24 protein-coding genes and 1 tRNA gene are annotated in these 22,798 nt (G+C 63.7%); 9 read left to right on the forward strand and 16 right to left on the reverse strand.

Features of this window, described 5'->3' with window-relative positions; all coding sequences use genetic code 11:
- Positions 1-10: 10 nt before the first annotated feature.
- Together NLM31_RS25175 and NLM31_RS25180 are read right to left on the reverse strand one after the other, a co-directional pair.
- Positions 11-793, reverse strand: a complete 783-nt coding sequence (locus NLM31_RS25175) for a DUF169 domain-containing protein (RefSeq protein WP_254194020.1) — start codon at positions 791-793, stop codon at positions 11-13.
- A 56-nt stretch (positions 794-849) separates the two neighbouring features.
- The gene (locus tag NLM31_RS25180) at positions 850-1,617 is read right to left on the reverse strand and encodes a YdcF family protein (protein WP_254131920.1); all 768 of its coding nucleotides are present in this window, start codon (positions 1,615-1,617) and stop codon (positions 850-852) included.
- 185 nt (positions 1,618-1,802) lie between these two features.
- On the opposite strand from NLM31_RS25180, the gene NLM31_RS25185 reads away from it, so the two are divergent.
- The 3 genes from NLM31_RS25185 (at position 1,803) to NLM31_RS25195 (ending at position 3,695) form a co-directional block, all read left to right on the forward strand.
- Positions 1,803-2,744 carry an acetamidase/formamidase family protein gene (locus NLM31_RS25185; protein ID WP_254194021.1) on the forward strand — a complete coding sequence of 314 codons (942 nt, stop codon included), beginning with the start codon at positions 1,803-1,805 and terminating at the stop codon, positions 2,742-2,744.
- A gap of 201 nt (positions 2,745-2,945) precedes the next feature.
- Positions 2,946-3,143 (forward strand): hypothetical protein, encoded by a 198-nt coding sequence (locus NLM31_RS25190; protein ID WP_007603456.1) that lies wholly within the window; start codon positions 2,946-2,948, stop codon positions 3,141-3,143.
- Between the two features lie 72 nt (positions 3,144-3,215).
- A complete protein-coding gene (locus tag NLM31_RS25195; protein ID WP_254194022.1) occupies positions 3,216-3,695 on the forward strand; it encodes a GcrA family cell cycle regulator in 480 nt (159 codons plus the stop codon).
- A 296-nt stretch (positions 3,696-3,991) separates the two neighbouring features.
- Here NLM31_RS25195 and NLM31_RS25200 read toward each other — a convergent pair whose 3' ends face one another.
- Positions 3,992-5,536: a porin gene (locus NLM31_RS25200; RefSeq protein ID WP_254194023.1), complete on the reverse strand. Its 1,545-nt coding sequence runs from the start codon at positions 5,534-5,536 to the stop codon at positions 3,992-3,994.
- A gap of 408 nt (positions 5,537-5,944) precedes the next feature.
- On the opposite strand from NLM31_RS25200, the gene NLM31_RS25205 reads away from it, so the two are divergent.
- The gene (locus NLM31_RS25205) at positions 5,945-6,451 is read left to right on the forward strand and encodes a MarR family winged helix-turn-helix transcriptional regulator (protein WP_254131924.1); all 507 of its coding nucleotides are present in this window, start codon (positions 5,945-5,947) and stop codon (positions 6,449-6,451) included.
- A 36-nt stretch (positions 6,452-6,487) separates the two neighbouring features.
- On the opposite strand, the gene NLM31_RS25210 is transcribed toward NLM31_RS25205, so the two are convergent.
- The 3 genes from NLM31_RS25210 to NLM31_RS25220 form a co-directional block, all read right to left on the reverse strand.
- Complete coding sequence (locus tag NLM31_RS25210; RefSeq protein ID WP_254131925.1) at positions 6,488-7,603, reverse strand: S9 family peptidase; 1,116 nt, start codon at positions 7,601-7,603, stop codon at positions 6,488-6,490.
- A gap of 272 nt (positions 7,604-7,875) precedes the next feature.
- Positions 7,876-8,847 (reverse strand): SDR family oxidoreductase, encoded by a 972-nt coding sequence (locus tag NLM31_RS25215; RefSeq protein WP_254194024.1) that lies wholly within the window; start codon positions 8,845-8,847, stop codon positions 7,876-7,878.
- A gap of 145 nt (positions 8,848-8,992) precedes the next feature.
- Positions 8,993-9,901, reverse strand: coding sequence for a dihydrodipicolinate synthase family protein (locus tag NLM31_RS25220; protein ID WP_254131927.1), 909 nt, complete (start codon positions 9,899-9,901; stop codon positions 8,993-8,995).
- 324 nt (positions 9,902-10,225) lie between these two features.
- Here NLM31_RS25220 and NLM31_RS25225 point away from each other — a divergent pair, with 324 nt between their 5' ends.
- Entirely contained in the window at positions 10,226-10,465 is a 240-nt protein-coding gene (locus NLM31_RS25225; RefSeq protein ID WP_254131928.1) for a hypothetical protein, read from the forward strand.
- A 116-nt stretch (positions 10,466-10,581) separates the two neighbouring features.
- Here the strand turns inward: NLM31_RS25225 and NLM31_RS25230 are convergent, their stop codons facing one another.
- On the reverse strand, positions 10,582-11,553 hold the full coding sequence (locus NLM31_RS25230) for an alpha/beta hydrolase fold domain-containing protein (RefSeq protein ID WP_254194025.1): 972 nt from the start codon (positions 11,551-11,553) through the stop codon (positions 10,582-10,584).
- A gap of 123 nt (positions 11,554-11,676) precedes the next feature.
- Here NLM31_RS25230 and NLM31_RS25235 point away from each other — a divergent pair, with 123 nt between their 5' ends.
- Together NLM31_RS25235 and NLM31_RS25240 are read left to right on the forward strand one after the other, a co-directional pair.
- A complete protein-coding gene (locus NLM31_RS25235) occupies positions 11,677-12,306 on the forward strand; it encodes a TetR/AcrR family transcriptional regulator (RefSeq protein ID WP_254194026.1) in 630 nt (209 codons plus the stop codon).
- A gap of 178 nt (positions 12,307-12,484) precedes the next feature.
- A complete protein-coding gene (locus tag NLM31_RS25240) occupies positions 12,485-12,727 on the forward strand; it encodes a hypothetical protein (protein WP_254131931.1) in 243 nt (80 codons plus the stop codon).
- 92 nt (positions 12,728-12,819) lie between these two features.
- Here the strand turns inward: NLM31_RS25240 and NLM31_RS25245 are convergent.
- The 7 genes from NLM31_RS25245 to NLM31_RS25275 form a co-directional block, all read right to left on the reverse strand.
- Positions 12,820-12,897 (reverse strand) — tRNA-Pro (locus NLM31_RS25245).
- Positions 12,898-13,007: 110 nt separating this feature from the next.
- The gene (locus tag NLM31_RS25250; protein WP_254131932.1) at positions 13,008-13,586 is read right to left on the reverse strand and encodes a MerR family transcriptional regulator; all 579 of its coding nucleotides are present in this window, start codon (positions 13,584-13,586) and stop codon (positions 13,008-13,010) included.
- Between the two features lie 24 nt (positions 13,587-13,610).
- Positions 13,611-13,952 (reverse strand): integration host factor subunit alpha, encoded by a 342-nt coding sequence (locus NLM31_RS25255; protein WP_187436991.1) that lies wholly within the window; start codon positions 13,950-13,952, stop codon positions 13,611-13,613.
- A gap of 134 nt (positions 13,953-14,086) precedes the next feature.
- Positions 14,087-15,067, reverse strand: coding sequence for a beta-ketoacyl-ACP synthase III (locus NLM31_RS25260; RefSeq protein ID WP_254131933.1), 981 nt, complete (start codon positions 15,065-15,067; stop codon positions 14,087-14,089).
- Positions 15,064-16,125, reverse strand: a complete 1,062-nt coding sequence (gene plsX, locus NLM31_RS25265) for a phosphate acyltransferase PlsX (protein WP_254131934.1) — start codon at positions 16,123-16,125, stop codon at positions 15,064-15,066. The genes NLM31_RS25260 and plsX overlap by 4 nt, the downstream gene beginning before the upstream one ends.
- A gap of 296 nt (positions 16,126-16,421) precedes the next feature.
- The gene (locus NLM31_RS25270; protein WP_254194027.1) at positions 16,422-17,003 is read right to left on the reverse strand and encodes a DUF177 domain-containing protein; all 582 of its coding nucleotides are present in this window, start codon (positions 17,001-17,003) and stop codon (positions 16,422-16,424) included.
- Positions 17,000-17,554 (reverse strand): ubiquinol-cytochrome C chaperone family protein, encoded by a 555-nt coding sequence (locus NLM31_RS25275; RefSeq protein ID WP_254194028.1) that lies wholly within the window; start codon positions 17,552-17,554, stop codon positions 17,000-17,002. The genes NLM31_RS25270 and NLM31_RS25275 overlap by 4 nt, the downstream gene beginning before the upstream one ends.
- A 98-nt stretch (positions 17,555-17,652) precedes the next feature.
- On the opposite strand from NLM31_RS25275, the gene NLM31_RS25280 reads away from it, so the two are divergent.
- Positions 17,653-18,138, forward strand: a complete 486-nt coding sequence (locus NLM31_RS25280; RefSeq protein ID WP_254131937.1) for an outer membrane protein assembly factor BamE — start codon at positions 17,653-17,655, stop codon at positions 18,136-18,138.
- 117 nt (positions 18,139-18,255) lie between these two features.
- Positions 18,256-19,269, forward strand: a complete 1,014-nt coding sequence (locus NLM31_RS25285; RefSeq protein ID WP_254194029.1) for a tripartite tricarboxylate transporter substrate binding protein — start codon at positions 18,256-18,258, stop codon at positions 19,267-19,269.
- A gap of 99 nt (positions 19,270-19,368) precedes the next feature.
- On the opposite strand, the gene NLM31_RS25290 is transcribed toward NLM31_RS25285, so the two are convergent.
- Both NLM31_RS25290 and thiL read right to left on the reverse strand, forming a co-directional pair.
- The gene (locus NLM31_RS25290) at positions 19,369-21,489 is read right to left on the reverse strand and encodes a sodium-translocating pyrophosphatase (RefSeq protein ID WP_254131939.1); all 2,121 of its coding nucleotides are present in this window, start codon (positions 21,487-21,489) and stop codon (positions 19,369-19,371) included.
- Positions 21,490-21,727: 238 nt separating this feature from the next.
- Complete coding sequence (gene thiL, locus NLM31_RS25295; RefSeq protein ID WP_254131940.1) at positions 21,728-22,729, reverse strand: thiamine-phosphate kinase; 1,002 nt, start codon at positions 22,727-22,729, stop codon at positions 21,728-21,730.
- Positions 22,730-22,798 lie beyond the last annotated feature (69 nt).

Raw genomic sequence — 22,798 nt, forward strand, 5'->3', positions numbered from 1 at the left:
ACTGGCCTTTTTACTTCTTCGCGTAACTCACGCCCATGCCGGCACGGACGTCGCTTTGAATACCATAGGGCGGGATCGGATAGCGCAGGCCGTTCTTGGCCAGCGCCTTCATGCCCTCGATCGCCTTGGCGAGATGCGCAGGCTTCAGGGCCATCAGCATCTCCTCGTCCGGCACGCCGCCATAGCGCCGTTCGGCATAGCATGGCAAGGACAGGCTGGGCTCGCCGCTTTTGAGCGCCCGCCCCCAGGAATCCGCGCACGCGGTCTCGCCGACCACGCCCCATTCGAACTTCTTGTAGCCGGTATATTGCAGCCCGTTGATCAGGATGATCATTTGCCCGGGCGTCGCATAAACGAGGCAGATGTCGGGCGGATCAAGCCGCCCGCTCGCCAGCGGGCTGACCGCGAGTGCCTGATATTGCCCGAACGGAACCACGTCCAGCGCCTCCTGGCGCTTGCGCGCGTCTTCGGCAGTGCCGTGCCAGACGCCGACATAATTTTCGCCGGCGAGCCATTTCTCGTCCTGCGGCGCGAGCCCAATCACCGCGCGGCACTGCGCGCCGACGAGATCATCGCCGGTAATGCCGACGGTCCACCCCAGGCGCGAGGCCATGCTGACGACCTGGTCGGTGGTGTGGACTGCATTCGGCCGCCGGATCTTCGGGATCGCCTCCATGTCCGCGGCATGGGCGAACAGCTTCATGCCGATCACCGTGGTCTTCAGCCGCAAGAGGCTGTTGAGATCGGCCACGAGGCCGGCAAGATCGATCTTATCAGCGACTGGCTGCTGCATGGCATCCTCCCGGCGCGTCGTTACCGACGCCTATTGTTGGGCTTCCGAGGCCTGTTCTAGTCCTTGGCCGGCCCGGGAAGCAACTCGCTGGTCCTGCCCATGAGGCGGTAGGCGACGAGGCCGATCCATTCGCGTACAGCCACGTTGGTCCTTTCGAGCCCGTCTGCGCCATTGTTCGTGAAGGAGAGAACATCGTCAGGCCCGCCGGTCCGCCAGTCTACGGGATAGGCCTCGACGTCGAAGCCCGCCTTGCGGAAGATTCCCATCGAGCGCGGCATGTGGAAGGCGGACGTGACCAGGAGCCACCGCTCGCCCGGTTTTGGCGCAACCAGCTTCTTCGTGAAGATCGCATTCTCCCAGGTGTTGCGGGAATCGCGCTCAAGGATCAGGCGCTCCTTGGATATGCCGAGGTTTTCCAGGATCGGCGCGGAATAGTCGGCCTCCTTGGCGTCGGTCGAGATCAGGTTCGACGTGCCGCCGGTGAAGACGACGCGCGCATTCGGATAGCGACGTGCAAGCTCGGCCGGCGCGAAAAAACGATCGGCCGCGTGCAAGACCACCGGCGTGTGATGTGCGGCCGACAGGTCGGTATCAACCGAGCCGCCCAGCACGATGATGCCGTCAGGCGCGCCGCGCGATGGATCCCACGCGGGAAAGCGTGCCTCCAGTGGATAGAGCAGCAGATTGTTGAGCGGCGAAAACGCGGCGAGCGCGAGCAGGATCAGCGTGGTCGCGGCCAGTTTCCGGCCGAGCCCGGCAAAGCGCGTTGCCATCAGCACGACCGAGATGATCCCGAGCTCGACCAGAAAATTGATCGGCACCACTGCGGCGCCAAACGTCTTGGAAAGAAAGAAGTACAGGGGAAGCCTCGCTGAAATGATCGTGGTGCCCGGGCTTGACCCGCCCGCCCATCTTCAGAAATCTTCTTGGGAGTGGATCGATTGCCGGGTCAAGCCCGGGCATAACAGATCCCATGACAAGTTCTGATGAAACCGATTGGACGCGGCAAATGACCCATCATCACCTGCATTCAAGTCCCGAAACCTGCCATTGGGGCTTCTTTGAAGCCGCGCTCAAGCCCGTGCTCACCATCGCCAGCGGCGATGAGGTGACCGTCGACACCATCAGCGGCGGCCCGGACATGCTACCCGACCGCAGCAAGTTTCACATTCCGCCGGAGATGTTCGAGGTTCATGCCAAGAACGAGCGCATGCTCCCCGGCCACATCCTGACCGGCCCGATCGCGGTCGAAGGGGCCGAGCCCGGCGATGTGCTCGCAGTCGAGATCCTCGACGTCCAGCTTCGCCAGGACTGGGGCTGGAACATGATCAAGCCGTTGTCGGGCACCCTGCCCGACGATTTCCACGAGACGCGGATCCTCAACATTCCGCTGGACCGGTCGCGGATGGTCGGCCGGATGCCGTGGGGCCTCGATTTGCCGCTCAAGCCGTTCTTCGGCGTGATGGGCGTTTCGCCGCCGCCGGCCTGGGGCCGAATCTCCTCGCTCGTTCCGCGCGCCATGGGCGGCAATCTCGACAACAAGGAGCTCGGCGCCGGCGCGACATTGTATCTGCCGGTGTTCGTCCCGGGCGCGATGTTCTCCTGCGGCGACGGTCACGGCGTTCAGGGCGACGGCGAGGTCTGCGTCACCGCGATCGAGACGGCGTTGCAGGGCCGCTTCCGGCTGACGCTGCGCAAGGATTTGAGATTCGAATATCCGCGCGCGGAAACGCCGACCCACTACATGACCATGGCGATGGACCCCGACCTCGACCAATGCGCGGTGCGAGCACTGCGCGACATGATCGTGCTGCTCGGCGAGACGCGAAACCTGTCGCGCGAGGACGCCTATACACTGTGCAGTCTCGCGGCCGATCTGCGGGTGACCCAGACCGTCAACGGCTCCAAGGGCATCCATTGCATGATCGAAAAGGCGATCGTGCACGGCTGATCGCGCCGGCACCTCCTGACCGTTTCACGCTTCCCCACCGCCCGGACACTCCGGGCGGCGCGCTGATTCACGCCTGATTTCCTTCACGATTCCAATGGATTAGGCGATGACCTCAGCCGGCATTTGACTTCTGCCCTCGAACCTAAATAGAGTCTTAATCGTTACTTTTATGTACCCGAGTAAGAGGCTAGCGTTCGGGCCATGGCCACCGAAAAAGCCGAGACTGACCGCATTCCCGTAACCTTGGCGCTCTCGACCATCACCTACCTGGAGAAGTTGGTGAGACAGGGCACCCACGGCACCAGCGTTCCCGGCGTCGCACGTACCTTGATCGAGGAAGGCATCCGTCTCGCCATCAAGGACGGGCTTTTGTCGATTCGCGACAATGGCAGGACGTGAGCACGCCAGGTACGTGAAGCGGACGGATCTCGCGAAGCGGATGGCCGACATCTGCAACCTGGGACCGTTACAATGCCTGTTCTCTCACCAACCTGGACCAACGAACGAATTGAACTTCTGAAGCTGCATTTCGAAGCCGGCCTCTCCTGCCGCGAGATCGCCGCCGACATCGGCGTCAGCCGCAACGCTGTGATTGGCAAGCTGTCGCGGCTCAATCTGACGCGCAGCCGCGCGGTCGAAGACCGCAGGCTCGAGCGCAGCCTCGCACCGCCGGCGCGCGCGACGCGAACTGTGCCGCGGCTGCAATACGCAATGCTCGCAACGATCTACGGCGAGGCCGATGCGCCTGTGGTGGCAGGTCAAATTGATGACGCCAATCGCTGCTCGCTGATGGAGCTCGGCGAAAACCGCTGCCGCTGGCCGATCTCGACGCCCGGTGCAGAGGATTTCTGCTTCTGCGGCAACGCCGCCCACGACGGACAGCCCTATTGCGCCGGCCACAGCCGCCTCGCCTACCGGCCGAACTCGCGTGCGCGTGTCATGCGCGGCTGACGCGCGCCGTCCCTTGGACCCATAACCCGGCCCCACAACGAAAAACCTCCGGCAGGGCACTACCGGAGGTCTCTGGAGGCTTAGCGTGAAGCTAAGAGCCGTGATCTTTTGAAACCGGCTGACAGCTATATAGCTGAGCAGCTCAGGTAAGTAAATAAGTTTGGTAGCGATCGATACGCATAGCTCGTCTTCGCCGCGCGTGCAGGAGAGTTCGGTTTTTCGAAATCGCCATCGCGGCAGAAAAAAGCCCCGGCGGTTTCCCGCCGGGGCTCTCTGATCGATTGACGCGACCAATCTTAGAAGTTGCGCTGAGCGCGCAGCATCATGGTCACCGAGTTCTGGTCCTTCAGCTCGTACACGGCGCCCGGCTTGGCGGCAGTCGAAATGGCCGGGGCAGTGATCGTGCCGGAGTACTTCTGGTCCAAACGCGACCAGCTCACGTCGGCCGTGAACGCCAGGTTCTTGACCGGGGTCCAGACGGTGTTGACGCCGACGACGCCGAAGTTGAAGTCCGGGTTACAGGTCGCACCGGCCCCTGCGATCGAAGCGAAGTTGGCGCAGATCAGGGCCTTGCCCGTGGTACCGTACTTCAGCTGGGCATAACCGCCGTAGACGGCGCTCGACCAGTTCGGGCTCCAGTTGTGGGTATAGCCACCACGGACGCCCCAGGTCTTGACGGTATCGATGCTGCCGCCAGCGCCGAACACGCCGTCAGCAAGACCGGCAAAGCCGATGCTCTGGTACGCCGCGCTGCTACCGCTGAACATGAAGAAGCTCTGCGGGAACAGGCTCTGGAAGTTGTAGCGCGTTGCACCGTCGGTGTAGACGGCCTGCAAGTTGATAACGTCGCCAGCACCAGTCGGGATGTTCTTGATCGACAACGAACCCTGGACAGCCCAGCCCCACTTGTCCGACGGATGACCGCTGGATTCCGTGGTGCCGTAGTAGCCGGGATGCAGATCCTTCGCAGCAACCGACAGCTGGGCAAGACCCCAAGCCTGGTCGACACGAACCTGACCAATGATATCCGGCGTGCGCGTACCACCCCAGGCCTGGACGCCATAGTTGCCCTGGATCAGAGCAGCGGCAGCGTTTGCAGCAGCAGAGGTGGTGACGATGGCACCCGCGCCGTTAACAGCGCTGGAGGCCGTGAAACCGGTGACGTTCCACAGGTTCGACTGGCCGTTCGACGCCGTCGTTTCTTCTTCCAACGCCAGCGAACCGGTGATGCCCTGGCCGAAGTCAGCCGTATAAGCGAACTGGTTCACGCCGTTGACGTGGTTGGAGCCGCCCGGAATGGAATCGGGACCGCCAGCCGGATAGCTCTGCCACGGGGCGTCGAAGATCGAGACCGTGCGGCCCATGGTGAACCCAGCGAACTGGATGAACGCATGGTAGAGACCGAGCGCAGGCGTGCTGGACGAGATCGTCGACGGGCTGCTGCCGGTGACGTTGGACGTATCATAGGTGAAAACCATGTCGGCGTAGGTGCGAACAACGCCGTACTCGGTCGCCGTGCGGGTGTCGACGTTCAGGTCGAAACGGGCGCGGCTGTAGTAGTAGTTGGTGACGCGGTTGTTTGACCCACCGTTCACGGAGCTCGTGCTGTTATTGAAACCATAGTCGCCGGCGCCGCCAAGAATTGCGTCAGCGCGCAGGTAGCCACCCAGCTTGATGCAGGTGTCGGTGCCCGGGATGTAGTAGAAACCCGCACCGTACAGCGAGCAGATCTTCACGTATTCGACCGCCTTGGCCTTGACCGGAAGATCAGCCGCCTGAGCTCCACCGACGGCGATCAGACCCGCCGCAGTGCCGAGCAAAAGGCTCTTCACCACTTTCATATAAAACCTCCAAGTTGCTCATTTAGCGGAGACCGGACCGTGAGGCCCCCCAGATCCCCGTCTCTTCAAATCCGCTCGGCCGCTTAGCGCTTTCGGACACACCCGCATTCGACGCGAGGGACGTGAGCGAACCACCTGCAACGGGACGATCGAGAACCCCCCACCGTCACGGATCAATATGCCTGCGCCGTTCCCTTAATCAAAATAGTTTATTAGCTCAGCTTTGTTGTTTCACTAACTCTGTGTCCGTAGCGCAACACCGGACCTGAGCCAAAATGCTGACCGGATCATATTTGTAATTTCCGTGACACAATTACCCTGCTCTGCACTTGCGTCAGGGCAGACTTGCGTGGACTATCGCCGCCGCGAACACCGGCCAGAAAGAAACCAGCTTGCGGGAGTGACGCTGTGTCAGCGACGAGGAAAGAAGGAGCGCGCCTCCGCTCCATCGGCAATCTGGATCTCATCAGGCGATTCACCTGGGAGATATCGTCGATCAACATGTATCTGGAGGAGCTGCGTCAGTTCTGGGCGAGGACGCTGGGCATCAGTGGCCCGCAATGGCTGATCCTGATGGCGATTTCCGACCTCGACAAGGACGACGGCGTCCCCGTCAACGTGGTCTCCAAGCTGCTTCACGTCGACCCGTCCTTCGTCACCACCCAGTCCAAGCTGCTGGAGAAGAAGGGCCTGCTGCGCCGCCGCCCCTCACCGACCGACGCCCGCGTGGTGCGGCTGTCGCTGGTGGAAAAGACGCAGAAGCACATCGCGAGCCTCAACGAGCAGTACAAGACGATTCGCGAATTCGTCTTCCAGGAGTTCGATGAGAACGAGCTGACCGAATTCACCGCCAAGCTGGCGACGCTGAAGACCCGGCTGGAAAAGGCCTGCGTCAGGATCTCCCTCGACTTCTGAGGCGCATCCGGATGTGAGCCAGGAAGCTGGCCGCGCTCAGATCCGTTTGCCGACGGCCCCGAGTCGCGATTCGAGCCAATCGAAGATGTATTCGTTGGCAAGGCTCGGATTGTCGGCATGAGCCTGGGCCGCGCCGGTCTCTGCCGCGGTGAACACTTTCAGCACGATGTCCGAGCTGCCGAGCTTGGATTTCTGCACGATCTGGCGTGCCCGGTCGGCCTTGAGCCAGCCGTCCTCGCCGAGCGTGATCAACACCGGACATTCGGCGCCGGAGGCCATCAGCGGCGCATGCGGCACCGGCACGATGCCGAGGTCGCTCACGGCGAAACGGCTTGCGAAGAACGACCGCTCGTGCAGGTCCCACAGGCCGCCGTCGCAGACGGCCGCAGCAAGACGCGGCTCCTGCAACACCGCACGCGCCACGAACGAAGAGCCCCACCCGTCCGCCACGATCGCAACGCGATCGAAATCGACGTCGTCGCGCTGCTCCAGATAATCCATCGCGCAGCCAACCGAGCTTTCGAGATCCCGCCGCTGCATCAGCATGTCGGCATAATCGTCGCGCTGGTCGCCGAGCAGGTCCAGCGCGAGCATCGACAGCCCACGCTCGCGCGCATGGGGCGCGAGCTTGAACAGGAACTCTTCCTTGCGGTGGCCGGGCTCACCGATGCAGATCACCGTCGGCGCGCGACCGTTCCCCGCAGGCGCAGGCAGGAAGTACCCCTGCAATGAATGTCCTTCGACCCACGGGATCGTCACGACCTCGCCGGCCGGCCCACGCGCGGTGAGGAAACGGCGGGCGCATTCCTGCATCGCCAGCACCGCGACCCAGCGGCGCTCGTCGGCGGGGTCGAGCGGCATCGCAGCCGCACCGTAGTAGTTCATCGCGCGCAGCCAGTTGCGCTGTGCCGTTGCCATATGGCCTTCCGCGAAGGCGGCCTCGGCACGATGCCGGTTGGCCTGGGCCAGCCTCTTCCACTCGCGATGCCAGGACTGCTCATCGTCGCGCTTCAGTTGCCGCGCGATCATGAGGCATTCAGCGATGGTGGCGCCGCCCTCTTGAGCCGCTGTCAGCAGCCGCGTGAATTCAGCAGAGATATCCTCTCTCTCCGGGCAGAGGATGAAGTCGTCGGAGAGGCATGCGGGTATCATCGGAGCTACGCTTTATGTGGCGCTAGCTTGATTCAGTAAACTATTTCAGTTCACTAACCAAGCAGCCGCGCGCCGAATGAGACCCGTTCGAGATCACCATCGCTTGAACGCACGTGATAAGTCGCATGCGTGACATGCCGTATCGTCATGAGAGGGCGAACGCGCGCGTGGGCAGGCAAATTACTTGGGTAAAATTGCCTGCCCACCTCTTGCAATGATGATCATCATACCCATTTTTGCGCGCGCTCGTTGACGGTCTCGGCCAAATGGAATCAGCCGAGCCGCCAGCCGACTTCCTGGGTGAAACTTTCGTAGAAGGCGCGGTCATAGGCCTGCTCGGGCGCCGCGCGCACGCGTTCGTCGAGCCGCTGGGCATCCTCGCCGACCAGGATGCGCCAGCGCTCCGCCTTCACGCCGTCGAGGATGATCCGGGCGGCCTGCGCCGCCGTCGTCGGGGCATCCTCGAGGAAGGTGCGGGCGCGTTCGGCGAACGCCGCCTGGATCTCCTCGTCCGATTTTTTGTCAGCATCTGGCACGCCCGCCGCAACCATGCGCTTGCGCGTCAGCTCCACCTCCTCGGCATTGAGACGCTCCGATCCGTCGCCGCTCTGCACCTTGCGTGAGTTGGAGACGATGGAGGTGCCGATATGGCCGGGCATCACCACCGAGCATTTGACGTGCGGGGCGTGCAAGCGCAGGTCGTTGATCAGCGCTTCGCTGAATCCCTTCACCGCGAACTTCGCCGAGCTGTAGGCGGTGTGCGCCTGGCCCATGCCGATCGAGGCCCAGAAGCCGTTGACGCTGGCGGTGTTGATGATGTGGGCTTCGTCGGCCTTGACCAGCATCGGCAGGAAGGTGCGGACGCCGAGATAGACACCGCCCCAGCAGATGTTGAAGGTGCGCTCCCACTGCTCGCGCGTGTTGGTGAACAGGCTGCCGCCGCCGCCGATACCGGCGTTGTTGAACAGCAGATGGATCTTGTCCGTCTTCTGCTGCTCGGCGAGCTCGTCGCGAAAACGCTTGAGATGATCTTCGATCGACACGTCGGCGACATGGGTCGTGACGCGCAGGCCCTGCGGCAGCTTCTCGACCTCGCAGAGCCGCTTGGTCTCCGTCATCGCGGCTTCCGAGACGTCGCACATGGCGACGTTGCAGCCTTCGGCAACAAGCTGCCGGGCGAGCTCGCGCCCCATGCCCGTGCCACCACCGGTGATGACGGCGATCTTTCCAGCAAATTCCTTCATGGGACTTCGGCCCCTCCCCTTGTCGGCATGTTTCTTCGTCGTTGGCGCGCCGCGCGTGCGGCGCGCGCAAAATGTAGCAGCGCCGCATCCGCAGGTAAAAGCGGATCGGCGCTGCTGTTCGACATCAGTTATTTCGGGCTACGGACTATTCGGCCGCCTCGACGCGCACGCCCTTCAACGCGCCGAGGGCCTCCAGCGCCTTGCGTGTCGCGGCCTGCTGCGCCGGCGAGGCCTCCGGCATCGGCGCACGCGGATAGGTTTTGGGCAGGCCCTGGAGGGTCTGCGCGTAACGCGTACAGGCCGGCAAATTGTCGGCGATGACGGCGTTCCACAGCGTCAGCAGCTTCTTGTGCAGGTCGAGCGCACGCGGGTGATCGCCAGCCTTCACCGCATCCCACAACGCGACGGAGGCGTGCGGTGCCGCGGTCAGGATCGCGGCGATCGAGCCGTGCGCTCCCAACGTGTAGGACGGATACATCAGCGCATCGACTGCGCTGTAGATCAGCTTGTCCGGCGCCATCATCATGAGGTCCGCGAACAGTTTCAGATCGCCCGCGCTCTGCTTGACGCCGACGACCAGTGGCACCTCGGTCATGATCCGCGTCAACAGCGCCGGCGACAGATACGACCAAGGCACGACGTTGTAGATGATGATGGGCATGCCGGTCTCATCCGCCATGGCACGGAAATGCGCCACCATCGCCTCGTCATCGGGCTTGAACAAATAGTGCACCGGCGTGACCTGGAGGGCTGCGACATTCATGTCGCGCACCAGCTTGCCGCGGCGGATCGCATCGCGCGTGGAATCGACGATGATGCCGGCGATGACGGGAATGCGTCCCTTCACCGCCTCCACCGTCGCCGCCATCAGGTCGCGATATTCCTCATGGTCGAGCGTGTGCCCCTCGCCGGTCGAGCCGCCGGCCGCGACGCCGTGCGCGCCGGCGCCAATCATCCAGTCGACCTGCGGCGCCACGAGCTTGGTGTCGATCTCGCCGTCTTTCCGGAACGGCGTCGTCATCGGCGGAATCACGCCGGTCGGTCGTACCTTCATGGTCTGCCCTCGCGTTTCCTTTGGTCCTGCGGCGGTCTCGCTCTTTTGACGAGTATCCGCACACGTCGAAGCGTATCGGCTGCGCCGGCCTTGTGAAGGGCGGATCACGCGGCGCAGCCCCCACAATCGCTCATTCCTGCGCGTATTTGTTGGGGGTTCCCGTAGTTGTCCGGCTTCGGTTTAGGGGCATTTTTTTTACAATCCGAATCGTCAAATGAGGAACGCTGAGGCGAGCAGGCTCAGCCGGCGTGTCGTTTGCGACACAGGCTGTGGCACTCGGCTTGCATCCTCCTCGTGGTCGAAACTACCGATGAGGTGACTGGAATGTTCATAACCGTCGTTGCCGTGCTCTGCCGGCTTGGCGCTGCTGCCTCAGGCAGCTGCGTCGAGGAAATCGTGACCGACAGCAACATGACGCCCGATATGTCGATGATGGCGTGTGCGGTCGGTGCGCAGGCACCGCTTGCAAAATGGATGGGCGAGCATCCGATCTATCACACCAACTGGCGCCTCGACCGCTACAAATGCGTGCCGGGTCACTACGAGATCAAGGGCCACGCCTAAGGCCCCGCAAAACTACTGATACCGAGGAAACGCCCGGGGGCCGCCCTTCCCCGCGCGAATTTGCAGCGCCAGACCCGTCACGGCGGCGCCTGCGTGACAACGATCACGCCTTCCCCTCAAGCCACCACACGCAGAATATCCGCACGCGCCTGTCGCCCCTCGGGCGTCGGCATCAGCGCATAATTGTGCGGCTGGTCACGCAGCAGATGCAGCTCGACCGCCACGCCGGCCGCCCTCGCCCGCGCGGCAAGATCGACACTATCGGGGTAGAGCAGATCGCGCGTGCCCGAAAAGATCGTCATCGGCGCGAGCGAACGGAAGGCACCGTTCAACGGGCTGACGAAGGGATGGCCGACATCGAGCTCGCCGGCATAGAGCCGCCCGACTTCGATGATTCCCGGAATGTCCTGGATCGGATCGCGCGCGGCGATCTCGACCTGCTCCGGACGACTCACCGAGGCATCGGCCGCCGGCGAGATCAGGATCAGCCGGTTCGGCTGCCGATGTCCGCGATCGCGCAGCCACTGGCATGCGGCGAGCGCGAGGCCCGCGCCGGCCGAATTGCCGACCACGGCGACCTTCGCGGCCCCCGCATCCTCCAGCAGCATCCGCAGCAGCTCGGCCGTCCGCGGCACGACATCCTTCGCGGTCGCGCGCGGCGCCAGCGGATAGATCGGCACGACGCAGACCACGCCCGCCTTGCGCGTCATCTGGCCGACGAAGCGCCAATGCGCCGGCACGATCTCGTTGATATAGCCGCCGCCATGCAGGAACATCACGTGATTGCAGCCTTCGTGCCCCGATGACGGCGCCGTGTAATAGACCGGCCAGCCGCCCATCTTCGTCAGCGTCACCTCGACACTGCGGCCCAGATCCGGAGGCTCGAACGAGACCGGCTCCAACGCGAGCTTCTGCACATGCGCCTGCACGGCTTCGGCCGAGGCGAGCTGCCGCTTGTAGGGAAGCAGCCCGAGCAGCAGGTTGAAGGCGCGGCTCTGCAAGCTCGGCGCGGGATCGCTCGAGGACTTGGCCCACGCAAAGGGGCATTCGCACAGCCGCCCGACCGACAGCATCTTCGCAACGCTCATGCTCCTGCCCTCATTTTGCTGCGCCCGGCCGGCTCCAACTTGCTTCTATCCATCGGCTGCCGACCCTGCCTATAATGCGAGCATTCACTCGCTTTTCCTACTCGCATTCGGAATGCAGGGATCATGGCGCGCAAGCCACCGACAAAACCCCGGAAAAATGCCCTGCAGGAGCGATCCCGCGCCACCGTCGACGCGCTGGTCGAGGCAACTGCTCGCATTCTGGTTCGCGAAGGTTTTGAGAAGACGAGCACCAACCGGATCGCCGAAATCGCCGGCGTCAGCGTCGGCTCGCTCTATCAGTATTTCCCGAGCAAGGAGGCGCTCGTGGCCGCTGTGATCGCGCGCCACAACGAGGAGATCATGGGCATCGTCCGCACCACGCTCACCGAGGTCATGGACATGCCGCTCGAGAAAGCCGTGCGCCGCCTCGTCACCGTCGCGATCGAGGCGCACCGCATCAACCCTGAACTGCATCGCGTTCTCGCCGAGCAAATCCCGCGCGCAGGAAAGCTCGACGTCGAAGCCTTCAACCGCGAGGTCCACAGTCTCGTCCGCGCCTATTTCGAGAGCCACCGCAAGGAAATGCGCAAGATCGACCTCGACGTCGCGACCTTCATCTGCGTCAGCACGATCGAAGCCGTCGCGCACAACACGGTGCTGAACCAGGCCGAGTTGCTGTCGGAGAAGATGGTGAGGACGCTGGTGGATGAGACGACGCGGATGGTGGTTGGGTTTTTGAGGCCAGCCACGTAGCACTCGTTGTTGGACAACGCTCCGGCGCTGGACTTGATCGAATCAAAGCCGCAATCGGGTCGCGGCGATCAGTACGACACGCGTCACCTCGCTACAAAACCGTCGTGCTTCAAGAAGGCGTGCGCAAACCGTCCGAGGGGTTGAATCGTACGCAGGAATACTTACTTGAGTAAGTCAAATGACTAATTCACCAGAATGGAAGGCGATCGCCATCGCAGTGACGGTTGCGTTCGTGTCGATATCCCTGTTGGCAGTCGACGCGGCGCTGGACCTGAACGTCAACGGGCTGGCCAAACGCCTGGAGAGCGCGCAAGCCTCGTTCGTCGACACGATGGGGCAGCACCAACTTGCCTTCGCCATTCCGACATGGGCCCGCGACAAGTCCCGCGCAGAGGAGAACTGTCAGGAAAGTCGGTGTTGACCGCCGGCCACTGACACCGGATCACTCGGAAGACAGGACATCGCCTGCCGATCAGTGATCGTGCAAACCGCTGGTCGATTTCAGAAGTAAAATGGTCGGAGCGAGAGGATTTGAACCTCCGACCCCTAGTCTCCCAGACTAGTGCGCTAACCGGGCTGCGCCACGCTCCGAACGTCGTTCCATTAGCTAGGATCGCTGCTTTGCGCAAGGCGACCGGCACCATTTTGGTGTCTTCGCCGAAAGCCCCCGGAATGGACCACCAAGTGGACCAAAAGGCCGGTCAGGCGTCCTTCATCGCCTGATCGAGCATGTCCTTGCAGGCCACGAGGTCGGCAAGCACCCGTTCCAGCCGCTCCCGGTCCAGCGCGCTGGGGCCGGCCGGCGCGGCGGGGGCGCCGCCCTTGCGGAAGGTGGTGAGGATCTCTTCGTCGTCGACCTCCGTGAAGCGGAAGTCGATGCCCTCCTCTTCGTCGCCCTGGTAGTCGTCATCGTCGGCATCGGTGATGCCCTTGATGGGCGGCTCGTCGTCCGGCTCCATCAGGCTCGCGCCGATGGCGTCCTCGATCGCCCCGAACGAGACCGCGGCCGAGCCGTCGGCCAGGCCCTGCACCGATTTGACGCCGTGCTCTTTCAGGATCCGCTGCACCCCGCGGATGGTGTAGCCCTCTCCGTAGAGCAGACGGCGGATGCCCTTGAGCAGATCGACGTCGTCGGGGCGGTAATAGCGGCGGCCGCCGCTGCGCTTCATCGGCTTGATCTGGGAGAATCGCGTCTCCCAGAACCGCAGCACGTGCTGCGGAATGTCGAGTTCCTGCGCTACTTCGCTGATGGTTCGGAACGCATCCGGCGCCTTGTCCAAATGCCAAATCCTTTCCGAAGACGGTTAGGCCTCGGGTTGAGCCTTGCTGGCATCGCCATTGGTGCGGTGCTGGGAATTGATCCGCTGCTTCAGGATCGCCGACGGCTTGAACACCATCACCCGGCGCGGCGAGATCGGCACCTCGGTGCCGGTCTTCGGATTACGACCGATACGCTGACCCTTCTTCCGGACCATGAAGGAGCCGAACGAGGACAGTTTCACCGTCTCGCCCTTCTCAAGGCAGTCGGTGATCTCCTTCAGCACGAGTTCCACGAAGGCGGACGATTCCGTGCGCGACAGACCCACCTTCTGGTAGACGGCCTCGCAGAGATCAACACGCGTTACGGTTTTACTTGTATCGGTCATCGCCCTGCCCCACATCACGGCGAACAATTGTTGTCTGAAATTATGAACTTACGTTACGGCGGTCAACACCGTTCATCAATGCAGACGCATTGATAATCGCGGCCGATTCCGGCAAAATTTTATCGAATGTGGCTTTACCAGCGCACCAGCGCGGAGCCCCAGGTGAAGCCGCCGCCCATCGCCTCCAGCAGAACCATGTCGCCGCGCTTGATGCGGCCGTCCTTGCGCGCCACCGACAGCGCCAGCGGAATCGAGGCGGCGGAGGTATTGCCGTGACGATCCACCGTCAGCACCACCTTCTCCGGCGCGATATGGAGCTTGTGGGCGGAGGCGTCGATGATTCGCTTGTTGGCCTGGTGCGGCACGAACCAGTCGATGCTGTCGGCATTGAGCCCGGTCGCCTCGAAGGCATCGACGATCACATCGGTGATCATGCCGACCGCATGCTTGAAGACCTCGCGGCCCTCCATGCGCAGATGGCCGACGGTCTGGGTCGAGGACGGTCCGCCGTCGACGAACAGCTTTGCCTTGTGGCGGCCGTCGGAGCGCAGATGCGAGGTCACGATGCCGCGGTCGGTTGCGGCCTGGCCCGGCTGCTCCTGCGCGTCCAGCACGACTGCGCCGGCGCCGTCGCCGAACAGCACGCAGGTGCCGCGGTCGTTCCAGTCGAGGATGCGCGAGAAGGTCTCGGCGCCGATCACCAGCGCACGCTTGTAGGCGCCGGTACGCAGGAAATTATCGGCGGTCGCCAGCGCGAACACGAAGCCCGAGCACACCGCCTGGAGGTCGAAGGCCGCGCCGTGATTGATGCCGAGCGCGTGCTGCACGGCAACCGCGGTCGCAGGGAACGTGTTGTCCGGCGTCGAGGTTGCGAGCACGATCAGCTCGATCGACTGCGCATCAACGCCGGCGTCGGCGAGCGCGGCCTGTGCCGCCTTGATCGCAAGATGCGAGGTGAACTCGCCGTCGGCCGCAATGTGCCGCTCGCGAATGCCGGTGCGCTGCACGATCCACTCGTCGGAGGTGTCGATGCGCGCCGCCAACTGGGCATTGGTCACCACCTGCTCCGGCAAGTAAGAGCCGCAGCCCAGCACGACCGAACGAATCTTGGTCACGAAACATCCTCCGGCGCGGTTGGCGCGGAACTGAGCGCGCCCCCATCGCGGTTGAGCATCTGATTGATCTTGTTCAGAAGATCGAATTTGGCCATCTCATAACCAACATCGATCGCATAGGCAAAGCCTTCGGCGTTAATGCCGCCATGGCTCTTCACCACAAGCCCGTTCAGCCCAAGCAGCACGCCACCATTCGACTTGTTCGGGTCCATCTTGTCCCGCAGGGCCTGGAAGGCATTGCGGGCAAAGAGATAGCCGAGCCTGGACAGCCAGCTCCGCTGAATCTCGTCACGAAGTAAATCCGCCATCTGGCGCGCGGTTCCCTCGGCAGCCTTGAGCGCGATGTTGCCGCTGTACCCTTCGGTCACGATCACATCGGCCATCCCCTTGCCGATACCGTCGCCCTCGACGAAGCCGATATAGTCGAGCTCGGGCAGATTCCGCGCGCGCAGCATCTCGCCGGCTTCGCGGATCTCCTCGTGCCCCTTGACCTCCTCGGTCCCGATATTGAGCAGGCCGACCGTGGGGCGCTTCTTGTTGAACAGCACGCTCGCCTTGGCCGCGCCCATGACCGCCATCGACACCAGATGGTGCGCATCGCCACCGATGGTGGCGCCGAGGTCGAGCACGACGGACGAGCCGCGCTTGGTCGGCCAGATCGCGGAGATGGCCGGCCGGTCGATGCCCGGCAGCGTGCGCAGATGGAATCGCGACATCGCCATCAGCGCGCCGGTATTGCCGGCGGAGACCGCGACATCGGCCTCGCCTTTCTTCACGGCGTCGATGGCAAGCCACATCGAGGAGGTCTTGCGGCCGCGCCGCAGCGCCTGGCTCGGCTTGTCCGAGCCGCTGACGGCAATTTCGGTATGGATGATCCGGGAGGCGGCCTTGAGCCTGGGATGGCGATCGAGCTCGGGCTCGATTCTGGCGCGGTCCCCGACCAGCAAGAACTCGGTCTCGGGATGCCGGCCGAGCGAGATGGCCGCGCCTGGTATGACGACAGGGGCGCCGACGTCGCCCCCCATGGCGTCAAGCGCGATACGAACCTTGCTTGGCATCAAAATCCCGGAAACCTGGTCTGGCGCGGTCGTCGATCAGCGGGGCCGCGGAATGGGCTCGCCATGGACATGGCGACCGGCCGAGCGCCACGCCGCGCCCGAACCGGGCGGACAATAGCGTTTTGTTATCCCGAAACAACCTCTTGCCCCCAGCCTTTTGGATTAAGGGCGATCCGCCGGCGGATCCTCGAATTGGCAAGAAAACAATAGAAATCAAAGAGCTAAGACGGCCTTTCAAACCAGTCCCGCAAACACCTCACGCTCCGTCACACAGCGGTCTTACGGGGAATGCCCAGCTATTTGCCTTTCTTCTTGCCCTGCTTGTTGTCCTGGAGTGCTTTCAGCGCCGCGAACGGATGATCCTCGGGATCGAGTGCGGTGACCTCCGCCTCGAACACGGCCCCCGGTTTGCGGGGGTAAGGGTCGATCGCCAGGAACACCGCGTCGGTCGCGATACGGCCGAGATCGATGATCCCGTTGACGATAGCCTCCGGTGGATCGGCGACCTCCGGGGGTTCCTCGTTGTCCTCGCCTTCCTCGATCAGGTCAGCCAGCCGCCGCGCCTCGGCCTCGGGCGCAAAGGTCAGATCGACCTCCTCGTCGATGTCGCTCTCCATCGGATCGAGCGTGACCACGCAGGTCTGGCCGATCCGAGCGCGGACCCGGCCCGTGACCTGGAGCCGGCCGCCGCTCTTGGGCACGACGTCGAGGTCGGCATGGACCGACAGGACCTCACGCACGCCCGCGAGATCGGCCATGGCCTGACGCTCGGCCGCCGATGCTTCGAGCTCACGATGCAAGCCGGTATCCGGAATATGCGCCACCATCACGGGCACGCGCCAGGGATCAGGTTCGGATCCGGTCATCGGTCGATTCATGACGTTCCATCCTCCCGAAGCGGTGCGGGAAATTTGAAGGATCCGCGCAGCAGCGCAGCATCTTCGGTCTGGCCGAGATCAGCATCCGTCGCCACCGCGTAGGCCGCCAGCCGCCGTGCGTGATCCATCCCGGCGCCATTCAAGATATTCTTGCAGATTGCCTGCGCCAGCGCCTCGGCGCCCGTATCGATTGCCTGGTCGTAAGCCTGGACGCGGCCGTAAAAGGCCTCGCCGAAGGCCCGCATCCGCTTCGGGACGGTCTGATCGCCGATGCCCATCTCGCGCAGATTGTCGTCCATGTCCTCGCAGAAGCGGTCGAACAGGGCCTGCGACAGCTCCACCCCGCCGTGGGCGACAGTCCGCAGCCGCCGCAGCAACAGCCAGAGGTGCAGCAGCAACAGGTCAAAACGGCCATTAACCGTATCAGGCACGCCCAAGTCCCGGTAAAATATGGGTTCTCGCGCCTGCGTCACGATCATGCCATAGATGGCCTCAATGGTGCCGGCCGGGGCTAGCCGGGGTTTCCTGAAGTGATTGAACGGCCAAAGCATTGTGGTTTCCGCAAGCGGGCGCGCGCGAGTTGCATTCAGAGCCTCCGCCCGGTACTTCAGCGCCTCGCGCGACGCAAGGGGACGGAATCAGTTCCACTATGACGATAACGAACCAGACCAGCCTGCGCGCAGACAAGCGGCGCGGCCTTCATGCACGCTGGCGCGGCTTGCGCATGCTCGCGGCCGTGGCTCTGGTCGGTGGCGCCCTTGCGGGATGCACCGGCGAGCAGTTCCAGAAGGGCTACATCCTGCCCCCCGGCGCGCTCGAGCAGATTCCGATCGGTGCGAGCCAGGATCAGGTGCTGATCGTGATGGGCACGCCCTCCACGGTCGCGACGCTGGACGGTGAGGTGTTCTACTACATCTCGCAGCGCTCGGAGCGCATGGTCGCCTTCATGAACCAGAAGGTGGTCGACCAGCGCGTCATCGCCGTCTATTTCGACAAGAACCGGCGCGTGCGCAGGCTTGCGAATTACGGCCTGCAGGACGGCAAGATCTTCGACTCCATCAGCCGGACCACGCCGACCTCGGGTCAGGAGATGAGCTACCTCGCGCCGCTGTTCAAGCTGCTCAGCTTTAACTGAGGCTCAACCCTGCGGCGTCGTGCCGCCCTTGGCGCGGCACCTGCGGGCGCGCGCGACTTGCCGTTGCACGCCGGGTTCCATACGCTCTCTGCAAAACAAGAAGCAGGGAGTGGATTCGTGCCCAATCAACTTCAGAACAAGATTCTGTCCCGCCGCCGCGTGCTCGCCGGTGCCGCCGGCCTCTCGGCCGCAGCCATCCTGCCGCGATCGAGCCTTGCGGACTGGAAGCCGACCGAGAACATCCGCGTGATCGTGCCGGCTGCGGCCGGCGGCTCGACCGACGTCATGGGACGGTTGCTCGCAGCCCATCTCCAGTCCGCCTGGGGCCAGACCGCGGTCGTGGAGAATCGATCGGGCGGCGGCGGCACGATCGGTACGGCCGAAGTGGTTCGCTCCAAGGCCGACGGCCACACCATCCTGATCGGCAACCCCGGGCCGAACGCGATCGCCTACAGCATTTTCAAGAACCTCAGCTACAAGCCGGACCAGCTCCAGCCGGTCTCCAACATGATCCGGATCCCGAACATCGTCTCGGCGCATCCGAAGACCGGCATCAAATCGGTCGCCGAGCTGATCGCGTATCTGAAGGCCAATCCGGACAAGCTCAGCTACGCCTCCTCCGGCGTCGGCCAGAGCCCTCACCTCACCGGCGCCTGGTTCCTCCAGCTCACAGGGCTGAAGATGACGCACATCCCGTTCCGCGGCGCCGGGCCCGCGCTTCAGGCCGCGCTTGCCGGCGACATCCAGATCCTGTTCGACAATCTCTATCCGAGCCTGCCGCAGGTTCAGAACGGCACGCTCAACGGCCTTTGCGTGACCACGACCGAGCGGAGCGATCTCGCGCCGAACCTGCCGACCATGCGCGAGAGCGCGCCGGAGCTTGCGAACTTCGATGTGTCGTCATGGTTCTCGGTGTTTCTGCCGAGGGCCGTCCCTGCCCCGGTGCTGGAAGCGCTCAATCTCCAGGTCAAGGCGATGCTCGAGCGCGACGACATGAAGAAGCAGATCGCCGCCATGGGCGCCCGCGCCGACTACGGCACGCCGCAGCAATTCGCAGACTTCGTGGACGCCGAGACGAAGAAATTCGCCGGCATCATCCAGAAGGAAGGCCTGCAGATGGACGTGCAGTAGGCGCCTCCTCCGTCATCGCGACTCGCAATGACACGGTGACCCGGCAAACAAAAACCCCGCGGCTCACGCCGCGGGGTTTTATCTTGTGTCATCGACGGATCAGTGCGCCAGGATCGCCAGCAGCAGCAACGCCACGATGTTGGTGATCTTGATCATCGGGTTCACCGCGGGGCCCGCGGTGTCCTTGTAGGGGTCGCCGACGGTGTCGCCGGTCACGGCCGACTTGTGGGCATCAGAGCCTTTGCCGCCGAAATGACCGTCCTCGATGTACTTCTTGGCGTTGTCCCAGGCGCCGCCGCCCGAGGTCATCGAGATCGCGACGAACAGGCCCGTCACGATCACGCCGAGCAGCATGGCGCCGACGGCCGAGAACGCCGCCGACTTGCCGGCCACGCCGCCGCCTGCGATGGCGTAGATCAGGAAGTAGACGACGATCGGCGACAGCACCGGCAGCAGCGAGGGGATGATCATCTCCTTGATCGCCGCCTTGGTGAGCAGGTCGACCGCCTTGCCGTAGTCCGGCTTGTCGGTGCCCTGCATGATGCCCGGCTTCTCGCGGAACTGACGACGTACCTCCTCGACGATCGCGCTGGCCGCACGGCCGACCGCCGTCATGCCCATCGCACCGAACAGGTACGGCAGCAGGCCGCCGAACAAGAGGCCCACCACGACGTAGGGATTGTTCAGCGAGAAGTCCGGATTGACGCCGGCGAAGTAGGGATGCTGAGCGGAGTCCGCAACGAAGAACTTGAGGTCCTGGTTGTAGGCCGCAAACAGCACCAGGGCACCGAGACCGGCGGAGCCGATCGCATAGCCCTTGGTCACCGCCTTCGTGGTGTTGCCGACCGCGTCGAGTGCGTCGGTCGACTTGCGCACTTCTTTCGGCAGGCCCGCCATTTCGGCAATGCCGCCGGCGTTGTCCGTCACCGGGCCGAAGGCATCGAGGGCGACGACCATGCCGGCCAGCGCCAGCATGGTGGCGGTCGCGATCGCGATGCCGAACAGACCGGCCAGGCTATAGGTGACGAGGATGCCGGCGATGATGACGATGGCGGGCAGCGCGGTCGCTTCCATCGAGACGGCGAGACCCTGGATCACGTTGGTGCCGTGACCGGTCACCGAGGCCTGGGCGATCGACTTCACCGGACGATAGTCGGTACCGGTGTAGTATTCGGTGATCCAGATGATCAGGCCGGTGACGACGAGGCCGACGATGCCGCATTCGAACAGCGCCATGCCGGTGTAGTCGACGCCGTCGAGCTTGCCGAAGCCGATCAGATAGTAGATCACGCCGGCAACGCCGATCAGCGACAGGACTCCGGTGGCGATCAGGCCCTTGTAGAGCGCGCCCATGATCGACTGGCTCGGCCCGAGCTTCACGAAGAAGGTGCCGATGATCGAGGTGATGATGCAGATGCCGCCGATGGCGAGCGGCAGCGTCATCATGTTGGAGAGGATCGGCGTCTTGGCGAAGAAGATCGCCGCGAGCACCATGGTGGCGACCGCGGTCACCGCATAGGTCTCGAACAGATCGGCGGCCATGCCGGCGCAGTCGCCGACGTTGTCACCGACGTTGTCGGCGATCGTTGCCGGGTTGCGCGGATCGTCCTCCGGGATACCCGCTTCGACCTTGCCGACGAGATCGCCGCCGACGTCCGCACCCTTGGTGAAGATGCCGCCGCCGAGACGGGCGAAGATCGAGATCAGCGAGGCGCCGAAGCCGAGCGCCACCATGGCATCGACCACGGTGCGGCTATCGGGTGCGAGCTTCAGCGAGTGGACCAGGAAGCCGAAATAGAGGGTCACGCCAAGCAGCGCGAGACCCGCCACCAGCATGCCGGTGATCGCGCCCGCCTTGAAGGCGAGTTCGAGGCCGCCGGCGAGCGACGTCGTCGCAGCCTGGGCGGTACGCACGTTGGCGCGAACCGAGACGTTCATGCCGATGAAGCCGGCCGCCCCCGACAGGATGGCGCCGATCAAGAAGCCGATCGCGACATAAAGCCCAAGGAAATAGGCAAGCAGCACGAAGATGACGATGCCGACGATGCCGATCGTGGTGTACTGGCGCCGGAGATACGCTTGTGCGCCTTCACGCACAGCTCCCGCGATCTCCTGCATGCGCGGTGACCCCGCATCTGCACTCAACACCGAAGACGTCGCCCAAATCGCGTAGACGACGGAAAGCACTCCGCAGAGCACTATCAACCATAATGCTGTCATGTGATTTTTGCCTCAGATCCTTGATGTACGTACCCCCGGTGCCTTTTGTTTTTCCGTCAAGCGGTGCGGCACCCTTATGTTGAACAGGGCCGCCCCTTGCACGAAGGGGTGGCCCTAGTCGGTCACAAGCTTGCCAAAATCAAATTGAGGGTGCAACGCCGGATGAGGCCGAAAAAGCCGATCTCGGCAAGTATTTAGACCTAATCCCGAGCGGCTGGCCGCCGGCCTGGCGCATTTCCTAGAAGTGGCTGTAGGACAGCCGCTTCAAGGCCAGCTCCTGCCCCTGCCCGTCAAGGAAGCGCGGCCGCTCAAGGCCCGCGACGATGGTGCCGATCGCCGTGACGGCCAGACCCGCCGCCCGCCCCGCTTCCATCAGCGCATCGCTCTGTGCCGGCGGCACCGTGCACAGCACCTCGTAATCGTCGCCCCCGGCAAGCAGCGTCTCAACGCAAATGGCATTGCGGGCGACCAGGCCTGCCGCCGCGGCCGAGAGCGGCACGCTCGCCACGTTGACCGTGGCGGACACACCGGATGCTGCACAGAGTTTCGTCAGGTCGCCGGCGAGCCCGTCGGAGACGTCCATCGCCGCCGTCGCGTGATCACGCACGGCCTGCGCCAGCACGTTGCGCGGCTGAGGGATCCGATAGCGCGAGATCAGCGCTTCTCTTGCTGCCGGATCGGAGGTCAGCGCCGTGGCCGCCGCGCCGCCGGTCAGCATATCGAGGCCGAGCGCGGCATCGCCGATCGTCCCCGTCACGAGGATAACATCGCCCGGCTTGGCACCGGTGCGGCCGACCATCCGCCCCTTCGGCACACGGCCGAAGGCGGTGATCGAGATCATCTGCGGTCCCGGCGTCGACACCGTGTCACCGCCGAGCAGCGGGCAGGCAAAGGTCTTGGCGTCCTCGCCGAGCGCATCGGCGAACGGCCTGAGCCAGGCGTCTTCCTTGCTCCGTAGCGCCAGCGTCAGCACGAATCCGGCGGGCGCAGCTCCCTTGGCGGCGAGATCGGACAGGTTCACCCGCAGCGCCTTGCGCGCGATGGTGTCGGGGGGATCGGTGGCAAGATAATGCACGCCCTCAACCACGGCGTCGGTGGTGACGACGATATCGTCGCCCGACGAGGACAGGATCGCGGCATCGTCGACGAGGGCGAACGCGCCGGGATCAGTCGCCAGCGGCTTGAAATAGCGCGCGATCAGGGAGTCTTCGGCGGAGGCTTGGTTTTTGTCCTGCGTCACGATAGCAGACCCGTCATCCTGAGGTGCGAGCCCTTGCGAGCCTCGAAGGATGCACGGCCGAGGTGCAGC

This window comes from Bradyrhizobium sp. CCGUVB4N (assembly GCF_024199945.1).
Taxonomy (GTDB): Bacteria; Pseudomonadota; Alphaproteobacteria; order Rhizobiales; family Xanthobacteraceae; genus Bradyrhizobium.